Raw genomic sequence first — 17,049 nt, 5'->3', positions numbered from 1 at the left:
GAGTGCGACCATGAGCAGGAGGACGACGTAGCGATGGCCGGCGCGATGCGCAAGATGGCGGTCTACCTCGGTCTCGTGGAGGACGACCGCTACGAGAGGTATGAGACCTACCCGGACGAGTACGCCTACGAGGACGACGTGCAGCGAACTGGCGAAGAGCGGCCTGTCGCGGTCCAGGACCGCGACGAGGACGCGGAGGCCGGGGTGCCCGCGCCGCGGCCCGCAACGGCGATCGTGGAGCGCCGCACGACCGATCTTGCCCGCATCACGACCCTTCACCCTCGCACGTACAACGAAGCGCGTACTATAGGGGAGCACTTCCGGGACGGCACCCCGGTCATCATGAACCTGACCGAGATGGTCGATAGTGATGCGAAGCGCCTTGTGGATTTCGCGGCAGGTCTGGTCTTTGGCCTACATGGCAGCATTGAACGTGTTACGAACAAGGTGTTCCTGTTGTCCCCTGCCAATGTCGAGGTGACCGCCGAGGACAAGGCCCGAATCGCGGAACGCGGGTTCTTCAATCAGAGTTAGAGTCTCTGTATGTCTATCGCACCCAACCAGGTCTCGCCGAGACCGGGAGGGCACATCAGAAGTGGAGGCGCGGCCGGGCCGTGGGGATCGTCAGTCAGATCTTGGTCGTTGTCCTGTCTCTCTACCTGGTGCTGCTCATCGGCAGGATGATCTTCGAGACGGTGCAGGCTTTCGCTCGCCAGTGGCGCCCTACGGGCGTCGTCCTGGTGCTGGCGGAGGCCACATACACCGCAACAGACCCACCACTCAAGTTCCTCCGCCGTTTCATTCCCCCGCTCCGGTTGGGTACGGTGGCCTTTGACCTAAGCTTCACTGTCCTGTTCATCGTCGTGCTGATCCTGATCCAGATCGCAGGAGCGCTTCGCTGAACGGGCCGATGTCGTGCCGGTCGTGATCCAACTCGTGTCCGCGCTGAAGTGATTCGGGTTACCGTCCTCAGGACAGACTCCAAAGCGCGCCAAGGAGACCAAAAATGCCGCTGACGCCCGCTGATGTGCGGAACAAGCAGTTCAGTACCACCCGGTTGCGGCCGGGCTACGACGAGGAAGAGGTCGACGCCTTCCTCGACGAGGTGGAGGCTGAGCTCGACCGCCTGATCCAAGAGAACGAGGAGCTCCGCGCCAAGCTGGGCGAGTGCCTGCGGGGGAAGGTGCCGGGTGGCATGAACATGCCCATGGCCTCCGCCCCGGTCCAGGAGCAGCAGCCCAAGCCCGAGATGATGGCGCCGCCGCAGCCGGAGCCCATGCGGGCCCCCGAGCCCCCTCCGGTGCAGCAGCAGCCGGTCCCCGTGGCCATGAACATGCCTCCGACGGAGGACAACATGGACACCGCGGCCCGTGTGCTCGCGCTCGCTCAGCAGACCGCCGACCAGGCGATCTCCGACGCCCGCCGGGAGGCGGACGAGACGGTGACCCGCGCCCGGCGCGAGGCCGACGAGATCCTCACCAAGGCCCGCCGCCAGGCCGAGCAGGTCATCGGCGACGCCAGGGCCCGCGCGGAGACGCTCGAGCGCGACGCCCAGGAGCGCCACCGCCAGGCGATGGGCTCGCTGGTGCAGACCCGCGACGAGCTCGAGCGCAAGGTCGAGGAGCTGCGCAGCTTCGAGCGCGAATATCGCAGCAGGCTCAAGCTCTACCTGGAAAACCAGCTCGCCGAGCTCAACGTCGCGGCCGAGGGCAGCGGTGGGTTCCCGGTGATGTCCGGCGGTCCCCAGCAGGGTCAGGCGGCGGCGCCTGCCATGTCGCACGCCGTGCCTCAGGGAAGTGGCCAGCAGCCCCTGCCCGGTGGCCCCAACCCGTTCGGCGGCGAGGCGGCTCCGCAGGGTGCCTTCCCCGGCGGTGACGGTCCCCACAACGACCGCCGGTAAAGTACAGGGTCACTAGGACCTGTCACTCGAAAGAGCCCTCTGTGATCCTCATCAGTGCTGGTTTGGTGCTCGCGGCAGTGGTATTGCTGATCGCGGGCTTCGTACTGGCGAAGCCGTTCCTGATCATGTGGTCCATCGTGGTCAGCGTGCTGTCCGCGCTGTTCCTGGTGATCGGGGCCTTCCTGCGGCGAAACGAGCTTTTTCCCGGTGGTGGGCAGGCCGCTGCGCCGGCCACCCCCCCGAAAGGGCTCACCCCGCCCGGCATGCCGTACACCCAGACCGGTGCCATGGCTCACCAGCCACCCCCGCAACCCCAAGCGCATCCGCGTCCGCACCCGCGGACACCCCAGCGGGCGGCGACCGTTCCCGCCGCCTCCGCCCCGCGCCGTCCGGCGGCCGCGGGCATCTCGCCGGATGCGATCGTGCTGGTGATCCCGGGACGCAAGAGATATCACGTGCCCGGTTGCCGACAGCTCAGCGGCCGGCCCAACGAGGAGCTCACCTACGAGGAGGCCCGCGAGGAGGGCTTCACGCCCTGCACGGCGTGCCTGCCTGACGCAGCGCTCGGCGGACGGCAGCTGCCGCCTGCCGCCGACCCCGAGCCCGCCGTCGCACCCGGCTCCGCCATCAGCGCGGAGAGCCGGACGGAGAACTCCGCGGAGACCCGCGACCTACGTCCGCCGGTCGCACCGCCGAAGCCCGACACGAAGGCTTCCACCCCCAGCCCGGAGCCCGCCGTCGCCCACGAGGAAGGCGCCGGGTGGTTCGGCCACCCCACCTCCGCCGCCCCCGACTCGGATGAGGAGCAGGCGGAGACCCAGACTTCTGTTTTCCGGCCGCACACGCTCAGGGCCGAGACGCCGCCTTCCAGCGCGCCGCCCGAGCCGTCGACCGACAAGCCTTCCCCTGGCAAGGGCTTCCCCGCCAAGCCCGGCTCCGGCAAGACCGGGACCCCGTCAGGCATCCCCGCGAAAACGTCCGGCCAGTCCGGCCCGTCCGCACCCCAGTCCGCGCCCGCGAAGACGTCCGGCCCGTCCGGCCGGCCCGGCCCCGCGCAGGCCACCGGCCCGTCCGGCCGGCCCACGTCCGCGCAGACCGGTTCGTCCGGCCGGCCCGTTCCCGGCACCGCGCACTCCGCCCGCACACCCGAGCAGCCCGGTGCCGGGTCGGGGCAGCCGACCGGCGCTCGCCCTCACCCCCCGGCACCTGAGCGTCCCGCGGACAAGCCCGATCAGGCCGCGGGAAAACAGGCACAGGCCGCGGGCAGGCCGGGGCAGTCCGCCGCGAGTTCGCAGCGATCCGGTGGTAAGGCGGGGCAGTCTGCGGGTGGTGCCAAGCCTCCTCAGGGCGCCACGGGCGGGGCGGAGGACGACGACTCCTCGGGTCCTGCGACCGCGCCCCAGCCCCGGGTGCCTTCCTCCGCCACGCCAGGCCGTCCGGGAGCGTCCGGGCCGTCGGAGCGTCCGTCCGGGGGCGGCGACACCTCCGCAACGGTGGGGCAGACCCTCATCCTTCCTGAGCGGCCCGCGTCCTCGGCCGAGTCGGAGGCCAAGCCCAAGGGGCCGCTGCCCACGGGCGCCACGGCCAGGTCCGCGGCGGAGGGTCGTCCCTCGGGTCCGCCCGCCAAGCCCGGCACGGCCCCGAAGACGGGAACGCCCGCAGCGTCGGCCGAGCCCTCCGGCACCGGCCCGAAGAACGCGACGTCCGGCACCGGCTCCAGGTCTGGCACGCAGGGGGCGGCTCCGGCATCAGGGCCCTCCAACGGTGGCACCGGCACGCCCAAGGGCGGCTCTCCGGCTGCTCGCCCGCAGCCGTCCGGCACACCGCAGCAGGGTGCCCAGCGTGCCGGTAAGCCCCAGCAAGGGCCCCAGCAGCAACGGCAGGGCGAGCAGGAGCCGGGCAACCCCCGCCAAGGGCAGGGCGAGCAGGGGCCGGGCAAACCTCGGCAGAGTACGCCGCCCTCCGGGGGTCCGCCCGCGAAGACTCCGGCTGCCGGCTCCAAGGCTCAGGCCGCCGATTCCACGGCTGAGGGCTCCGAGAAGAAGACGGGCGACGAACCCACGGGCGGCGACGTGCGCACGGTGAAGGTCATCGTCGGCACCCGCCGCTACCACAGCACCAACTGCCCGCTGATCAGAGGTGCGGGCGAGTCGGGGGTGGAGACGATGGCGGTCGCCGCGGCCGAGGCGGCCGGGCTGACGAGCTGCTCGGTCTGCCGGCACGACCGCGAATCGGTCAGCTGACCGCCGACACCTCCACGGCCCATGGGCGCACGGCGCGGGCCCTGTGAGGAACGGGCACAGGCGGGCAGAGGCCGGGCCCGTACGTGGCCCGGCCCTGTGTCAGGTGCGGCGGAGCTGGAAGGTCAGCCCGAGGTCCTCGTCCGTGTGGGACGGCAGGCCGGCCGTGGTGTCTTCCGTGACCGACGTCGCCAGCACCTCCTCCGCCACGACGTGCCAGCCCGACCGCAACGCCGCGGCCAGGTCAGGCGAGGACGCGGTCCACCACAGCTCGATCCGGTCCGTGATGGACAGGCCGGTCGACTTGCGGGCCTCCTGGACCAGGCGGATGACCTCGCGCAGCAGACCCGCGCGGCGCAGGTCGTCGGTGAGCTCGAGGTCGAGGGCGACCGTCTCGCCCGTGCCCGTGCCGATCGCTCCGGTCTCCACCGCCCAGCCCGAGCGGGGCTGCTCGTTGACGATCACGTCGTCGGGGGTGAGCGTGACTTCGCCCAGGTCGCCCGCCTCCACCGTGACCGTGGAGCCCGAGCGCAGGGCCCTGGCCACGTGGGTGGGGTCGGCGGCGGCCACCGCGGCGGCCACGAGCTTGGTCTGGGAGCCGAAGCGCTTGCCCAAGGCCCGGAAGTTGGGCTTGACGGAGTAGGACACCAGATCGGCGCTGAAGCCGGACATGTCCTCCAGAGCCTGGACGTTGAGCTCGTCGGCCACCAGGCCGCGCAGTTCGGCGGGCAGCGACGGCCAGCCGTGCGCGCCCACCAGGGCCCGGCGGAGCGGCTGCCGGGTCTTGACGCCCGACGAGGCACGGGCCGAGCGGCCCAGCTCCACCAGCCGGCGAACCAGGGCCATCTGGTCCGACAGCGCCGGGTCGAGCAGGTCGTCACGCACCTCGGGCCACGAGGTCAGGTGCACCGAGGAGGGAGCGTCCCCCGGCCGGAGGATGTCCCACAGGTAGTCGGTGACGAACGGCGTGACGGGCGCCATCAGCCGCAGCACCGTCTCCAGGCACTCGTACAGGGTGGCGAACGCGTCCTGCTCTCCCTGCCAGAAGCGGCGGCGGGAGCGGCGGACGTACCAGTTGGACAGGTCGTCGAGGAAGTCGGCCAGCCTGCGCCCGGCGCGCTGGGTGTCGTAGTCGTCGAGCGACGCCGTGACCTCGGCCACCGTGCGGTGCAGCTCGGCCAGCGCCCAGCGGTCGAGCAGCGGCCGCTCGGCCGCCGGTGTGGCCTCCCGCAGCCGGGACGGTGACCACGACTCGGCGTTGGCGTACAGGGTGAAGAACGACGCGGTGTTCCAGAGCGTCAGCAGAACCTTGCGGACGATCTCCTCAAGGGTGTTGTGTCCCACCCGGCGGGATGCCCACGGCGAGCCCGAGCAGGCCATGAACCAGCGCAGGGCGTCGGCGCCGTGCTGGTCCATCAGCGGGATCGGTTCGAGGATGTTGCCCAGGTGCTTGCTCATCTTGCGGCCGTCCTCGGCCAGGATGAGGCCGAGGCAGAGCACGTTCTCGTAGGAGGACTGGCCGAAGACGAGGGTGCCGACGGCCATCAGCGAGTAGAACCAGCCGCGCGTCTGGTCGGTGGCCTCGCAGATGAACTGCGCCGGGTAGACGCCCTCCGGCCTGCCGCGCTCGCCCCACTGCGCGAACGGCATGGAGCCCGAGTCGTACCAGGCGTCGATCACGTCGGGGACGCGCCGGGCCTCCGCGCCGCAGTCGGGGCAGGCGAAGGTCACGTCGTCGACGTACGGGCGGTGCGGGTCGAGGACCGAGACGTCCTGGCCGGCCAGGACGCCCAGCTCCTGCAGCGACCCGACGCACGTCACGTGGGACTCGTCGGCCGAGCACACCCACAACGGCAGCGGCGTGCCCCAGTAGCGCGAGCGCGACAACGACCAGTCGACGTTGTTGCGCAGCCACTCGCCGAACCGGCCCCACTTGATGGTGTCGGGATACCAGTTGGTCCTGGCGTTCTCGGCCAGCATCTGGTCCTTGACCGCGGTAGTGCGGATGTACCAGGACGGGAGCGCGTAGTAGAGCAGCGGCGTGTGGCAGCGCCAGCAGTGGGGGTAGCTGTGGTCGAAGTGGTCGCCGCGGAACAGCAGCCCCCGGGCGCGCAGGTCGTCGGTCAGCTCCTCGTCGGCGTCCTTGAAGAAGCGCCCGCCGACCATGGGCACGTCGTCGAGGAAGCGGCCGTCGGGGCCGATCGGGTTGACGATCGGCATGGCGTACCGCTTGATGACGGCCAGGTCGTCGGCGCCGAACGCGGGAGCCTGGTGGACCAGGCCGGTGCCGTCGTCGACGGTGACGTAGTCGCCCAGCACGACGTAGTGGGCGCCCGGGATGTCGACCAGGTCGAACGGGCGGGAGTAGGAGGTGTGCTCCAGCTCGCGCCCGGTGTAGCGGGCCACCTCGGTCGCGTCCTCGCCGAGCACGGACAGCAGCGGCTCGGCCACCACCAGCACCTCGCCGCCGGCGGTGCGGGCGGCGACGTAGGTCACGTCGGGGTGCACGGCGACGGCCGTGTTCGACACGAGCGTCCACGGCGTGGTCGTCCAGATCAGCAGCGCCGCGCCCAGCTCGGTCAGCGGGCCGGACGTGACGGGCATGCGGACGTAGACCGACGGGCTGGAGACGGTCTCGTAGCCGCCGGGCTGGCCCAGCTCGTGGTCGGACAGGCCGGTGCCGCAGCGCGGGCAGTAGGGGGTGATGCGGAAGTCGCGGAACAGCAGGCCCTTGTCGAAGACGACCTTCAGCGACCACCACACCGACTCGATGTAGGACGGGTCCATCGTCCGGTAGGCCTGGGACAGGTCGATCCAGTAGCCCATGCGCTCGGTCAGCTGCTCGAACGCGTCGACGTGCCGCAGCACCGACTCGCGGCACTTGGCGTTGAACTCGGCGATGCCGTACGTCTCGATGTCCTTCTTGCCGGACAGGCCCAGCTCGCGCTCGACGCCGACCTCGACGGGCAGGCCGTGGCAGTCCCAGCCGGCCTTGCGCGGGACGCTGAACCCGCGCATGGACTTGTAGCGCGGGAAGAGGTCCTTGAAGACGCGCGCCTCGACGTGGTGGACGCCGGGCAGGCCGTTGGCGGTGGGCGGGCCCTCGTAGAAGACCCATGGCGGGTTGCCGGCGTTCTGCTCGACGGACCGCTCGAAGATCTTCCCGTCCCGCCAGCGGTCGAGGACCTCGCGCTCGAGCGCGGGCAGGTCGACCTGCGCGGGAAGAGAGCGGAATGTTGGGGACATCTCGGGCGTGACCTCCACGCTTGATCGGCCGGATGGCTGGCGTGAAGGGACGAAGCCGTGCGGCTCCGCGGTACCACCCTTCTTGGCTCCGCGCTGTGGCGGGGCCCTCTTCATTCGCTCTGCTGCCGGGTCTAATGGGCTCGGGTGAGCCGTTCTTCCGGCGGCTCCGGGGTGATATCCCTCACAGTGGGGCCCCATCAACGCCTTGCAGGTTCAAACCATAACGCAGAGTGGGGGGCGAAGGCTTCCCGGTTTCCCTGGCGGGACGCGTTACGGCCGAGGATGTCCAGACATGTCGGTCCTGAAGTCGTAAACGGCGACAAAGTTGTGGGAATGGACGCCGCTGAGGAGGAGTTGAATGCGCGAGGCGGGATAGTACGGGGGAGGTAAACCGTCCGGCGGGTCGTTTGCCGTTCCGTTATCCGGATCCTAAGCTGCCCGCACCATTAACGACCTTGATCAGCAATGGAGGCAGGCATGGCGGCAGTCACGCAGACCGCTACACCGTCGATGTGGTCGGACGAGGAGCTGGCCGAGGTACGCGGCAGGCTGCAGAGCGAGATCGACGAACTCAACGCGGACATCCTCCGCCACGAGTCCGAGATAGCCTCTGGAGACGTCACCCAAGGAGCCGGCGACGACCAGGCGGACGCCGGCGCGAAGACGTATGAGCGCGAACGCGAGATCGCCCTTACCCTGAATGCGCGCGATCTGGTCGCGCAGAACGAACGTGCGATCGCCAGGATCGACGCAGGGACCTATGGAGTGTGCGAATCGTGCCACAAGCCGATCGGCAAGGAACGCCTTCAGGCGTTCCCGAGGGCGACGCTGTGCGTCAAGTGCAAGCAGAAGGAGGAACGCCGGTAGGCAGCCCACGCCGGCGCCTCTTCGCCGTCCTCATCGTGCTGGCGGCCGTGATCTACGCGGCCGACCTCGTCACCAAGACGGTGGCGCTGCGCACGCTCGAGGGCGAGGCGCCGCTGGTCGTCATCCAGGACGTCCTGCAGTTCCGGGTGATCTTCAACCCCGGAGCCGCCTTCAGCATCGGCACCGGGATGACGTTCATCTTCACCATCATCGCGGCGGGCGTGGTGGTCGCCATCGTGCGCACCGCCCGCAAACTGGGCAGCAGGGCCTGGGCGGTCACGCTCGGCCTCTTGCTCGGCGGGGCGTTCGGCAACCTCACCGACCGTCTCCTGCGCTACCCGTCGGGCATCGGGCGCCCCACGCAGTTCCAGGGGCACGTCGTCGACTTCATCGAGGTGTTCCCCGGGCACTTCCCCGTGATCGACTATTTCCCCGTCTTCAACATCGCCGACTCCGCGATCGTCTGTGGCGGCATCCTGGCGGTGCTCCTGGCCTGGCGCAACGTGCAGATCGACGGCTCCAAGGAGGTGGCCGGGGATGACTGAGCAGCGCAGCATGCCGGTCCCCGACGGCCTGGAGGGCGAGCGGCTCGACGCCGCACTCTCGCGGTTGTTCGGCTTCTCCCGCACGCGCGCGGCCGAGCTGATCGGGGCTGGTGAGGTGCTGGTCGACGGCAGGCAACCGGCCAAGAGCGACCGGGTGCACGCGGGCGCCTGGCTCGACGTGACGATGCCGCCGCCGGTCACCACGCCCATGCCGGTCGCCGAGCCGGTGCCGGGCATGACGATCGTCCACGAGGACGACGACATCGTGGTGGTCAACAAGCCGATCGGGGTGGCCGCCCATCCGACCGTCGGCTGGACGGGCCCCACTGTGATCGGCGGGCTGATGGGGGCCGGGCACACGATCGCGACCAGCGGCGCGGCCGAGCGGCAGGGCATCGTGCACCGGCTCGACGCCAACACCACCGGCGCGATGGTGGTGGCCAAGAGCGAGCACGCCTACTCCCATCTCAAGCGGGCCTTCAAGGAACGCACGGTCGACAAGCGCTACCACGCGCTGGTCCAGGGGCACCCCGACCCGTTCAGGGGCACCGTCGACGCGCCCATCGACCGGCACCCGGCGGGCGACGGCAGGTTCGCCGTGGTGGCGGGCGGCAAGCCGTCGGTGACTCACTACGACACGGTCGAGGCGTTCCGTGCGGCGTCGCTGCTGGACATCAAGCTGGAGACCGGACGCACCCACCAGATCAGGGTGCACATGTCGGCGCTGCGCCACCCGTGCGTCGGAGACCTGCTCTACGGCGCCGATCCCACGCTCGCGGCCAGGCTGGGCGTCACCCGGCAGTGGCTGCACGCGGTCGCGCTGGGGTTCGAGCATCCGGCGACGGGCGAGTGGATGTCGTTCAGCACCGACTACCCGCAGGACCTGCAGAAGGCCCTCGACATCGTCCGCGCCGAGTCCTGATCAGGGCCCGGTCCCGCTCTCCTGGTTCTCGTCGGCGGACGCCCCGCCGTCCTCGGAGCCCTCGACCTGGCCGGGCGTCCGGCTGGGGCTCTCCACCTCCTCGTCCTCGCGCGGTTTCTCCGCGGACTCGGTGGGTGTGGGCGCGCGCGTGACGCGGTTCCGTTCTTCGCCGGGGGTCCTCGGGTGCTCACGCGCCGCCGGCGTCTTCCCGCCCGGTTCGGAGAGCGGGCCCGGCCTGGAGACGGGGTCCTTCTCCGCGTTCTCCGAGGATCGCTCCGCCCGCGACGGCGCTTCCGATGGCACGTCCGACGGTGCCTCCGTCGGCGTCGGTTCGCCGGGGGTCGTGACCACGGCGGGCAGCTGCTGCTGCGCCGGCACGTTCTGCGGCCGGTGCGAGAACCACGCCGCGCCGCCCGTGACGAGCCCCACGAGCAGCGCGCCTCCCGCGATCGCGGCCAGCTCCAGCTCGCGCCTCCGTCGCGCCGTCCCCGGGACCGTCCGGGGCGGCGCGCTTCCGCGCGTTCCCGGCGCGGCGAAGGGACCCGTGGGCTCGGGCGCCCCGCCCGCGATGATCGCGGCCAGCCGCTGCTCGGACTCCTCCAGCGACATGCGCTCGGCCGGTTTCTTGCGCAGCAGGCCGAGCAGTACGGGAGCCAGCGCCCCCGCCCGCGACAGCGGTTCCGGCTCGGCGTGCATGACCGCGCCCAGCGTGGCGAGGGCGTTCTCCCGCTGGAAGGGCGATTCGCCCTCGACCGCCAGGTAGAGCGTCACGCCCAGCGCCCACAGGTCCGAGGCCGGTCCCGCCCGGCCGCCCGCGGCGCGCTCCGGAGCCATGTAGGCGGGCGTGCCGATCAGGATGCCCGTCCTCGTGACCGGGGCCTCGTCCTCCGTGGTCGCGATGCCGAAGTCGGTCAGCACCGCCCGGCCGTCCTTGGTGAGCAGCACGTTGTCCGGTTTGACGTCCCGGTGCAGCACGCCCGCCGCGTGGGCCGCGCGCAGCGCCTCCAGCAGTTGCAGCCCGATACGGGCGGCCTGGAGCGGGGGCATCGGGCCATCCTCGCGGATCGCCTCGCCGAGCGTGCGTGAGCGGACCAGCTGCATGACGATCCACGGGTGCCCGCGCTCCTCCAGGACGTCGTACACGGCGGCGACGCTCGGGTGCGCCACCCGGCCGGCGGCTCTGGCCTCGCGGAAGGTGCGTACGGCGAACACCTCGCGTTCGGAACCCGTCAGGTCGGGGGGCGGCAGGACCTCCTTGACGGCCACGTCCCGGCCGAGCACCTCGTCGTGCGCCTGCCACACCGTGCCCATGCCGCCCTGGCCGATCGTCCTGACCAGCCGATACCGTCCACCGACCATCCCCGCTGCATCGGTCATGCACGAGCGACTACCCAGTAAAAATCCGGACAAGCGCGGTAATGACCGCCGCGGCCGCCAGAACCACCAGGAACGGCGCACGCAGCAGCAGGGCGATCACCGCCGCGCCGAGACCCGCCGTACGGGCCGGGTCGAACCGCAGCCCGCCCTCCTCCGTGAACATCTGCACCGCGATCAGCGCCGCCAGCAGCGCCACGGGCACCAGCTCGGCGAACCTGCTCACCACCGGATGCTCCAGCACCCGCCGCGGCGCGGCCAGCCCGGCCAGCTTGAGCGCGTAGCAGCCCGCGCAGAGGGCGGCGATGGCCCACCACAACGTCATCGGGCCAGCACCACCAGAACCGCCGTGGCCGACAGCAGCACGGGGACGCCCGGCGGCAGGAACGGGGTCGCGCACAGGGCGATCACCGCCCCCGTCGCGGCCAGCAGGCGCAGCTCGGCGCTCTTCGCCAGCCGGGGCCACAGGATGGCCAGGAACGCGGCCGGGCCCACCACGTCGAGGCCCAGCATGTCGGGGTCGCCGAGGAACGAGGTGCCGTACGCGCCCGCCAGGGTGGTGAGGTTCCAGGTGACGTAGAGGCCGGCGAACGTGGTCGCGAAGCCGGTGCGCGCCGCCTCCGGGGTCGGCTGGGCCAGGGAGACGGCCGCGGTCTCGTCGATCACGCCGTGCGCGGCGACCAGGCGGCGCGGCCCGCGCACCCGCAGCAGGTCGGCCAGGCGCAGGCCGTACAGGGTGTTGCGGCCGCCGAGGAGCAACGCTCCGAGGGTGGCGGCCACCAGGTCGCCGCCCGCGCCCACCGCGCCCGTCAGCGCGAACTGCGAGGCGCCGGTGAACGCCAGCAGGCTCAGCACGCACGCCTGCGGCACGCTCAGGCCCGCGGTGACCGCCGCGGCACCGAAGGCGACCCCGGACAGCCCCACGGCCAGGCCCACACCGAGGCCGTCCCGCACGGCGGCGGAACGGTGGGTTGTCTGTTCCATGCCGCCGAGGCTAGGAGTGGAGTCAAGCGCCGGTCTTGTACGTTCCTGCAGCGCGCTGGTAGGCGGCGGGCGGTACGCCCACGACACGCTTGAAATGCCGGTTGAGGTGGGCCTGGTCGGTGAAGCCCACCTCGGCCGCCACCTGCGCAGGGCGTACCCCGGACAGCAGCAGCCTGCGCGCCTGGCGTACCCGGAGCGAGGTGAGGTAGGCGTGCGGCGGCATGCCCGTCGCTGCCTTGAACGCCCGCAGCAGCGCGAACGGCCGCGCCCCCACCGCGCCGGCGAGATCGTCCAGCGTCGGCGGGTCGACGAGGCTGCCGTGGAGCAGGTCGAGCGCCTCCCGCACGGCCCGCCTGCCCTCGGCGGGCAGGACCGCGGCCGGCTTGGGCGCGGCGTGGCGCGTCACCAGCCGGGCGAACAGCGTGCGGCTCAACGTCGAGGCGGCCAGCGCGTCGCCGCGCTCGGCCGCCTGGTGCGCCCGCCCGAGCAGGGCCGCCACCTCGTCGTCGCGCACCACCTGCTCGGGGAAGTGCGGCGTCGCGGAGGAGGCGCCCAGCTCGGCGGCGATTGCGGCCAGCGCGTCGATCGACGGATAAAGCATGCGGTACGCCCACCCGCCGGGCGCGCCCGCCTGCCCGGTGTGCACCGAGTCGGGGTTGACCAGCACCAGCTCGCCCGTGCCCGCCCGGTGCAGGGTGCCACGGTAGTCGAACTCCTCGACGCCGCCGACGATGACCCCGATGGCGTAGCCGTCGTGCGCGTGCCGGGAGAAACGGTGGGTGACGTAGCGGGCCTTGAGCAGGTCGGTCTCCGGCACCGCCGGGTGCCGCCAGAAGTGTGCCTGTTCCTTCATGGTCATCAGGGCATGGTCATTCGGGTCTGAACGTCTTCGCGAACGCCGCGAAGTAGTGCCGGTCACGCTGCCAGCGCGACTGGGTGGTCTCCCAGTACAGGGCGTACGGGCGGCCGTCCCTGGTGTGGAAACCGCGGTTGAGCACGTGGATGGTCAACCCGTCGCGCTCCCGGGTGAACTCCCAGTCGGCGGCCTCGAGCCCGAGGAACCTCGTGGGGGTGATGCGGATGCGCTCGTAGCCCTTGAACAGCTTCTTGGCCAGGATCTCCTTCTCCAGGCCGATCCAGTGCTCGCGCGGGTCGTCCCACGGGATGTCGGGGACGGTCCACTCGACCATCATCGTGCCGGCGGCGCCGGGTCGGGAGAAGGAGACGCTGTCCCTGGTGGCGTGCTTCTCGGCCCTCCACTGCCGGGGCAGGGCGATCGAGAAGCGGCCCGCGGCGCTCGTGTACGTCCGCCAGCCCTCCGGCACCGGCGCTCTCGTGGGGTCCGGCCCAGTGGATGGCCCAGTGGACGGCCCAGTGGTGGGCGTGGGGGTGGGCGTCGCGGGGGGCTCGCCGCCTGGAGGGCCGGTCGCAGGCCCGGTCGTGGGTGTCGCCGTCCATCCGTCGGACAGCAGCACGCCCGCCGTGCCCAGCACCGCCAGCCCGATCACCGCCGCAGGCACTGCGATCCACCAGGTCCGGGCACGCTCACGTCGGCCGGTGACGGTGGGCCGCCGTTCCCCGGTGGGAAACCGGTCGCCGGTCGCCGTGCGGGCGCCGTCCGCCAGGCCGGGCGCTTCGGCAGTGCCGCCTGCCCGGCCCGGCGCCGCGGGGCCGGTGGCCGTCGCCGGCCGGTCGGGTGCGCCGGCGGCGTCGTACAGGAGCCTGGCGGCCTCCTCCGCGGGCATCCTGGCGGCGGGGTTCCTGCGCAGCAGCCCCATGATGACCGGCTCCAGCGCTCCGGCCCGCATCGGAGGCTCCGGCTCGTCACGCAGCACCGCCGCCACCGTCGCGGCCCACGAGTCGCGCTTGAACGGCGGCTCGCCCTCGACGGCCGCGTAGAGCGTCGCCCCCAGTGACCACAGGTCGGACTCAGGCCCGGCCGGATCGCCGTTCAGGCGCTCGGGAGGCATGTAGGCGGGGGTGCCCACCACGTTGCCGGTCGCCGTCAGCCCCGCCTCCGCCTCCAGCGAGGCGATGCCGAAGTCGGTGAGCACCACCCTGCCGTCGTCGGCCAGCAGCACGTTCTCCGGTTTCACGTCGCGGTGCAGCACCCCGGTCGCGTGCGCGGCCCGCAGCGCGCCGAGCACCCGGCCGCCGATCACCGCGACCTGCCCCACGCGCAGCGGACCGCTCTCGCGGATCACCTCCGCCAGCGAGCGGGAGGGCACCAGCTGCATGACGATCCACGGGCGGCCGTCCTCCTCGACGACGTCGTGGATGACGATCACCGACGGGTGGTCGAGGCGGCCCGCAGCTCTGGCCTCCCTGATGGTCCTGCGGGTGAGCTCGGCCAGCCGGGCGTCACCGACGCCGGAGTAGCGGACCTCCTTGATCGCAACCGTGCGGTCGAGCAGCTGGTCGTAGGCTCGCCAGACCACGCCCATCCCGCCCTCGCCGAGGGGCTCGAGGAGGTGGTATCGGTTGCTGACCTGCCTCTCCACGCGGGGAAGCCTACTTCGCCGGTTTGAACGTCGCGCAGAACCCTTCGAAGAAGTCGTAGTCGGCCTTCCAGTGGCTGTTCAGGGTGTGCCAGTAGATCGCGTACGCCCGTCCGTTGTCGGTGACGAAGCCCCGGTTGCGCACGCGGGTCTTGCCCGTGTTGGTGTTCCACGTGAAGTCCCAGTCGGCCGCGGCCTTCATGTAGCCGAACTTCTCGGTGTCGACCTTCTTGATGTCGATCTTCTCGTAGCCACCGAAGTTGTGCTTGAGGCGCGGCTCCTGCTTCTTCCAATCTTTGTACGGGTCACTCCCTGGCTTGGCCGCCTCTTCGATCATCAGATAGGCGTTGGACGCCGCGCCCGGCCCCTTGAACTTGACCTGCCTGCCGCCGCGGTCCCATACGTCCCAGCCCTTGGGTAAGCCGATGGAGAAGCCCAGCTCCTTGTCCTTGTACATCTTCCACCCGTCGGGCAGCGCGTTCGCCGTCTCGGTGGGCTCCGGCTCGGAGCTCGGGCTGTCGCTGGGACTCGCCGTGGGATCCCCGGACGGGCTTTCCGACGGCGAGGCGCTCGGGGAGGCGCTCGGCGACGCCTGCGAGAGCGTCGCGGCCGCGGAGGAGAGCGGCCCGCCCGACGCCTGGTCGTCGGGGGCCGAGCGCAGGCCGAGGTAGCCGCCCACGCCGGCGACGAGAACGACGGCCGCGGCGGCCGCGACGACCATCCCGGCCCGCACCTGGCCTGGCCTCGCCGCGTCCACCGTCGGCTCCGCCGCCGGCCGGGGCTCCTCCGTCATGGGGGAGATCCGGGCACCGGTCTCCGGGACGGCCTGGGCCGCCGCTGCCACCAGGGCCGGGTCGGTCGGGGTTTCGTCCACGGCTGGAGCGGGCGCCGGCCGCGGCCTGCTCGCCGACACGGGCGGGAAAGGGACCTTGCGCGGTTTGGCCGGCGTGCCGGCCCGCGCGGGCACATCCAGCGGCTGGGCGGCGGGGAACTGCGCCGTCGGCGGCGGACTCGCCTGCGCGATGGCAGCGCGCAGCAGCCGCTGCGTCTCCTCGTACGTGAGCCGCTGCACCGGCTCCTTCACCAGCAGCCCGCTGATCACATCGGCGAGCGGGCCGGCGTGCGGCATGGGATCGGGCTCGTCGGTGAGCACGGCGTGCATCGTGGCCAGCGCCATCCCCCTCTCGTGCGGGGAGCGGCCCTCCACGGCCGTGTACAGCGTGGCGCCCAGGGACCACAGGTCCGACTCACGCCGCGCGGGCAGCCCCTTGAGCCGCTCGGGCGCGATGAAGGCCGGGGTGCCCGCCAGCCCCGTCACCGTCAGCTGCGTCTCCGTCTCCAGCGTGGCGATGCCGAAGTCGGTCAGTACGACCCTGCCGTCGTCGGCGAGCAGCACGTTCTCCGGCTTGACGTCGCGGTGCAGCACACCCGCCTCGTGGGCGCGGTGCAGCGCGTCGAGCACGGCCAGGCCGATCTCGGCCACCCGCTTGTGCGGCAGCGGCCCGTCCTGCTTGATCACTGTGCCCAGCGAACGCGACTGGACGAGCTGCATGACGATCCAGGGCCTGTCATCCTCCTCGATCACGTCGTGCACGACGATCACGTTGGGATGCTCGAACCTCGCCGCCGCTCTCGCCTCGCGCATGGTGCGCCGGTTCAGCAGCTGCACCTCATCGCCCAGGGCGGCGGCGTACCTGACCTCCTTGACCGCGACCGTGCGGTCAAGGAGCTCGTCGTGGGCACGCCAGACGATGCCCATTCCGCCCCTGCCGATGGGTTCCTGCAGCTGGTAGCGGCCGGCGATGCGGCGTCCGTCCTGCTTGCGATCCGACATCAACGGCCTCAAACCCTCCTCTAGGCCAAGAAATACTCCCATAGGCAGGGATCAACGGCGACTCGCCGGAGGGCTAGTCCGCCATGTGAGAAGCATTGTCCAGCAGGTGGAGGCATGGGTGTAAGGTTTCAGACATGACTTGTCGCTACGCGTTTATCGAGCCGGCTCCAGGAGGGCCGGTCGGCGGCTAGCGACCACCTGGAGTCGGCAAAGGCAGAGACGCCCGGTCTCTGCCTTTTTGGTTTTCCTGCCGGTTCCAGAGAGCCGGCCCGAGCGAGGGATCGAGATGTCATCGACCTTGGAACGGCACGCGGTGGCGGTGGGCGGGCTGCTCGTGGGCGAGGGGCCCGCCGTGGTGATCGACGGCCGGGTGAGCCTGCGGGAGCGCCACGGGCGGGCGGACGCGCACGAGGTGCTGCGCGAGAGGGCCACGCGGGCGGCGCCGCTGCTGGTGGAGCCGCTCTCGGCGGCCGACCTGCCGGCGATCGCCGCGCTCGCCGGCGCGGTGGTGGTGGGCTCGTCGTGGACGCGCGACATCCCGCTGGTGCGGGCGGCGGCCGGGCTGGGCCTGCCGGTCGTGGTGGAGCGACGGGCCTTGGGGACTTTGGAGGAGTGGCTGGGGCTGGCGGACTACTGCGC

Annotated in this window: 14 protein-coding genes and 1 pseudogene; 8 read left to right on the top strand and 7 right to left on the bottom strand. The window is 71.5% G+C overall.

Annotated elements, in window-relative coordinates; genetic code table 11:
- Nucleotides 1-33 precede the first annotated feature (33 nt).
- The 4 genes from E1294_RS24125 to E1294_RS24110 all read left to right on the top strand — a co-directional run bounded on the left by E1294_RS24125 (nucleotide 34) and on the right by E1294_RS24110 (nucleotide 4,143).
- Nucleotides 34-534 (top strand): cell division protein SepF, encoded by a 501-nt coding sequence (locus E1294_RS24125; protein ID WP_132331010.1) that lies wholly within the window; start codon nucleotides 34-36, stop codon nucleotides 532-534.
- A gap of 80 nt (nucleotides 535-614) precedes the next feature.
- Nucleotides 615-902: a YggT family protein gene (locus E1294_RS24120; protein WP_132331012.1), complete on the top strand. Its 288-nt coding sequence runs from the start codon at nucleotides 615-617 to the stop codon at nucleotides 900-902.
- 104 nt (nucleotides 903-1,006) lie between these two features.
- Complete coding sequence (locus E1294_RS24115) at nucleotides 1,007-1,900, top strand: DivIVA domain-containing protein (protein WP_132511766.1); 894 nt, start codon at nucleotides 1,007-1,009, stop codon at nucleotides 1,898-1,900.
- Between the two features lie 41 nt (nucleotides 1,901-1,941).
- On the top strand, nucleotides 1,942-4,143 hold the full coding sequence (locus tag E1294_RS24110) for a hypothetical protein (protein ID WP_132511764.1): 2,202 nt from the start codon (nucleotides 1,942-1,944) through the stop codon (nucleotides 4,141-4,143).
- 99 nt (nucleotides 4,144-4,242) lie between these two features.
- Here E1294_RS24110 and ileS read toward each other — a convergent pair whose 3' ends face one another.
- Nucleotides 4,243-7,386: an isoleucine--tRNA ligase gene (gene ileS / locus E1294_RS24105; protein ID WP_132511762.1), complete on the bottom strand. Its 3,144-nt coding sequence runs from the start codon at nucleotides 7,384-7,386 to the stop codon at nucleotides 4,243-4,245.
- 477 nt (nucleotides 7,387-7,863) lie between these two features.
- Between ileS and E1294_RS24100 the strand changes: the two genes are divergently transcribed.
- From E1294_RS24100 to E1294_RS24090, 3 genes are read left to right on the top strand one after another with little or no spacing between them, the layout of a single operon-like run.
- A complete protein-coding gene (locus E1294_RS24100) occupies nucleotides 7,864-8,253 on the top strand; it encodes a TraR/DksA family transcriptional regulator (RefSeq protein ID WP_132598841.1) in 390 nt (129 codons plus the stop codon).
- 35 nt (nucleotides 8,254-8,288) lie between these two features.
- On the top strand, nucleotides 8,289-8,798 hold the full coding sequence (locus E1294_RS24095) for a signal peptidase II (RefSeq protein ID WP_181958546.1): 510 nt from the start codon (nucleotides 8,289-8,291) through the stop codon (nucleotides 8,796-8,798).
- The gene (locus E1294_RS24090) at nucleotides 8,791-9,720 is read left to right on the top strand and encodes an RluA family pseudouridine synthase (RefSeq protein WP_132511756.1); all 930 of its coding nucleotides are present in this window, start codon (nucleotides 8,791-8,793) and stop codon (nucleotides 9,718-9,720) included. The genes E1294_RS24095 and E1294_RS24090 overlap by 8 nt, the downstream gene beginning before the upstream one ends.
- Here the strand turns inward: E1294_RS24090 and E1294_RS54710 are convergent, their stop codons facing one another.
- Genes E1294_RS54710 through E1294_RS24060 form a run of 6 tightly spaced genes read right to left on the bottom strand, consistent with a single transcriptional unit; the run spans nucleotide 9,721 to nucleotide 16,410 of the window.
- A complete protein-coding gene (locus tag E1294_RS54710) occupies nucleotides 9,721-11,097 on the bottom strand; it encodes a serine/threonine-protein kinase (RefSeq protein WP_246083232.1) in 1,377 nt (458 codons plus the stop codon).
- Nucleotides 11,098-11,107: 10 nt separating this feature from the next.
- A complete protein-coding gene (locus E1294_RS24080) occupies nucleotides 11,108-11,419 on the bottom strand; it encodes an AzlD domain-containing protein (RefSeq protein ID WP_132511754.1) in 312 nt (103 codons plus the stop codon).
- Nucleotides 11,416-12,078, bottom strand: a complete 663-nt coding sequence (locus E1294_RS24075) for an AzlC family ABC transporter permease (RefSeq protein ID WP_132511752.1) — start codon at nucleotides 12,076-12,078, stop codon at nucleotides 11,416-11,418. The genes E1294_RS24080 and E1294_RS24075 overlap by 4 nt, the downstream gene beginning before the upstream one ends.
- Before the next feature lie 22 nt (nucleotides 12,079-12,100).
- Nucleotides 12,101-12,937, bottom strand: coding sequence for an AraC family transcriptional regulator (locus E1294_RS24070; protein WP_246083231.1), 837 nt, complete (start codon nucleotides 12,935-12,937; stop codon nucleotides 12,101-12,103).
- Between the two features lie 10 nt (nucleotides 12,938-12,947).
- Nucleotides 12,948-14,579 (bottom strand): serine/threonine-protein kinase, encoded by a 1,632-nt coding sequence (locus tag E1294_RS24065; RefSeq protein ID WP_132511750.1) that lies wholly within the window; start codon nucleotides 14,577-14,579, stop codon nucleotides 12,948-12,950.
- 10 nt (nucleotides 14,580-14,589) lie between these two features.
- Entirely contained in the window at nucleotides 14,590-16,410 is a 1,821-nt protein-coding gene (locus E1294_RS24060; RefSeq protein ID WP_165977447.1) for a serine/threonine-protein kinase, read from the bottom strand.
- A 286-nt stretch (nucleotides 16,411-16,696) separates the two neighbouring features.
- Between E1294_RS24060 and E1294_RS24055 the strand changes: the two are divergent.
- A pseudogene (locus tag E1294_RS24055) lies at nucleotides 16,697-17,049 on the top strand (chorismate mutase); the annotation flags it as partial.

Source organism: Nonomuraea diastatica, assembly GCF_004349015.1.
GTDB classification, from domain to species: domain Bacteria; phylum Actinomycetota; class Actinomycetes; order Streptosporangiales; family Streptosporangiaceae; genus Nonomuraea; species Nonomuraea diastatica.
The sequence above is the reverse complement of the archived record's forward strand: the minus strand, read 5'-3'. Positions and strand labels throughout refer to the sequence as shown.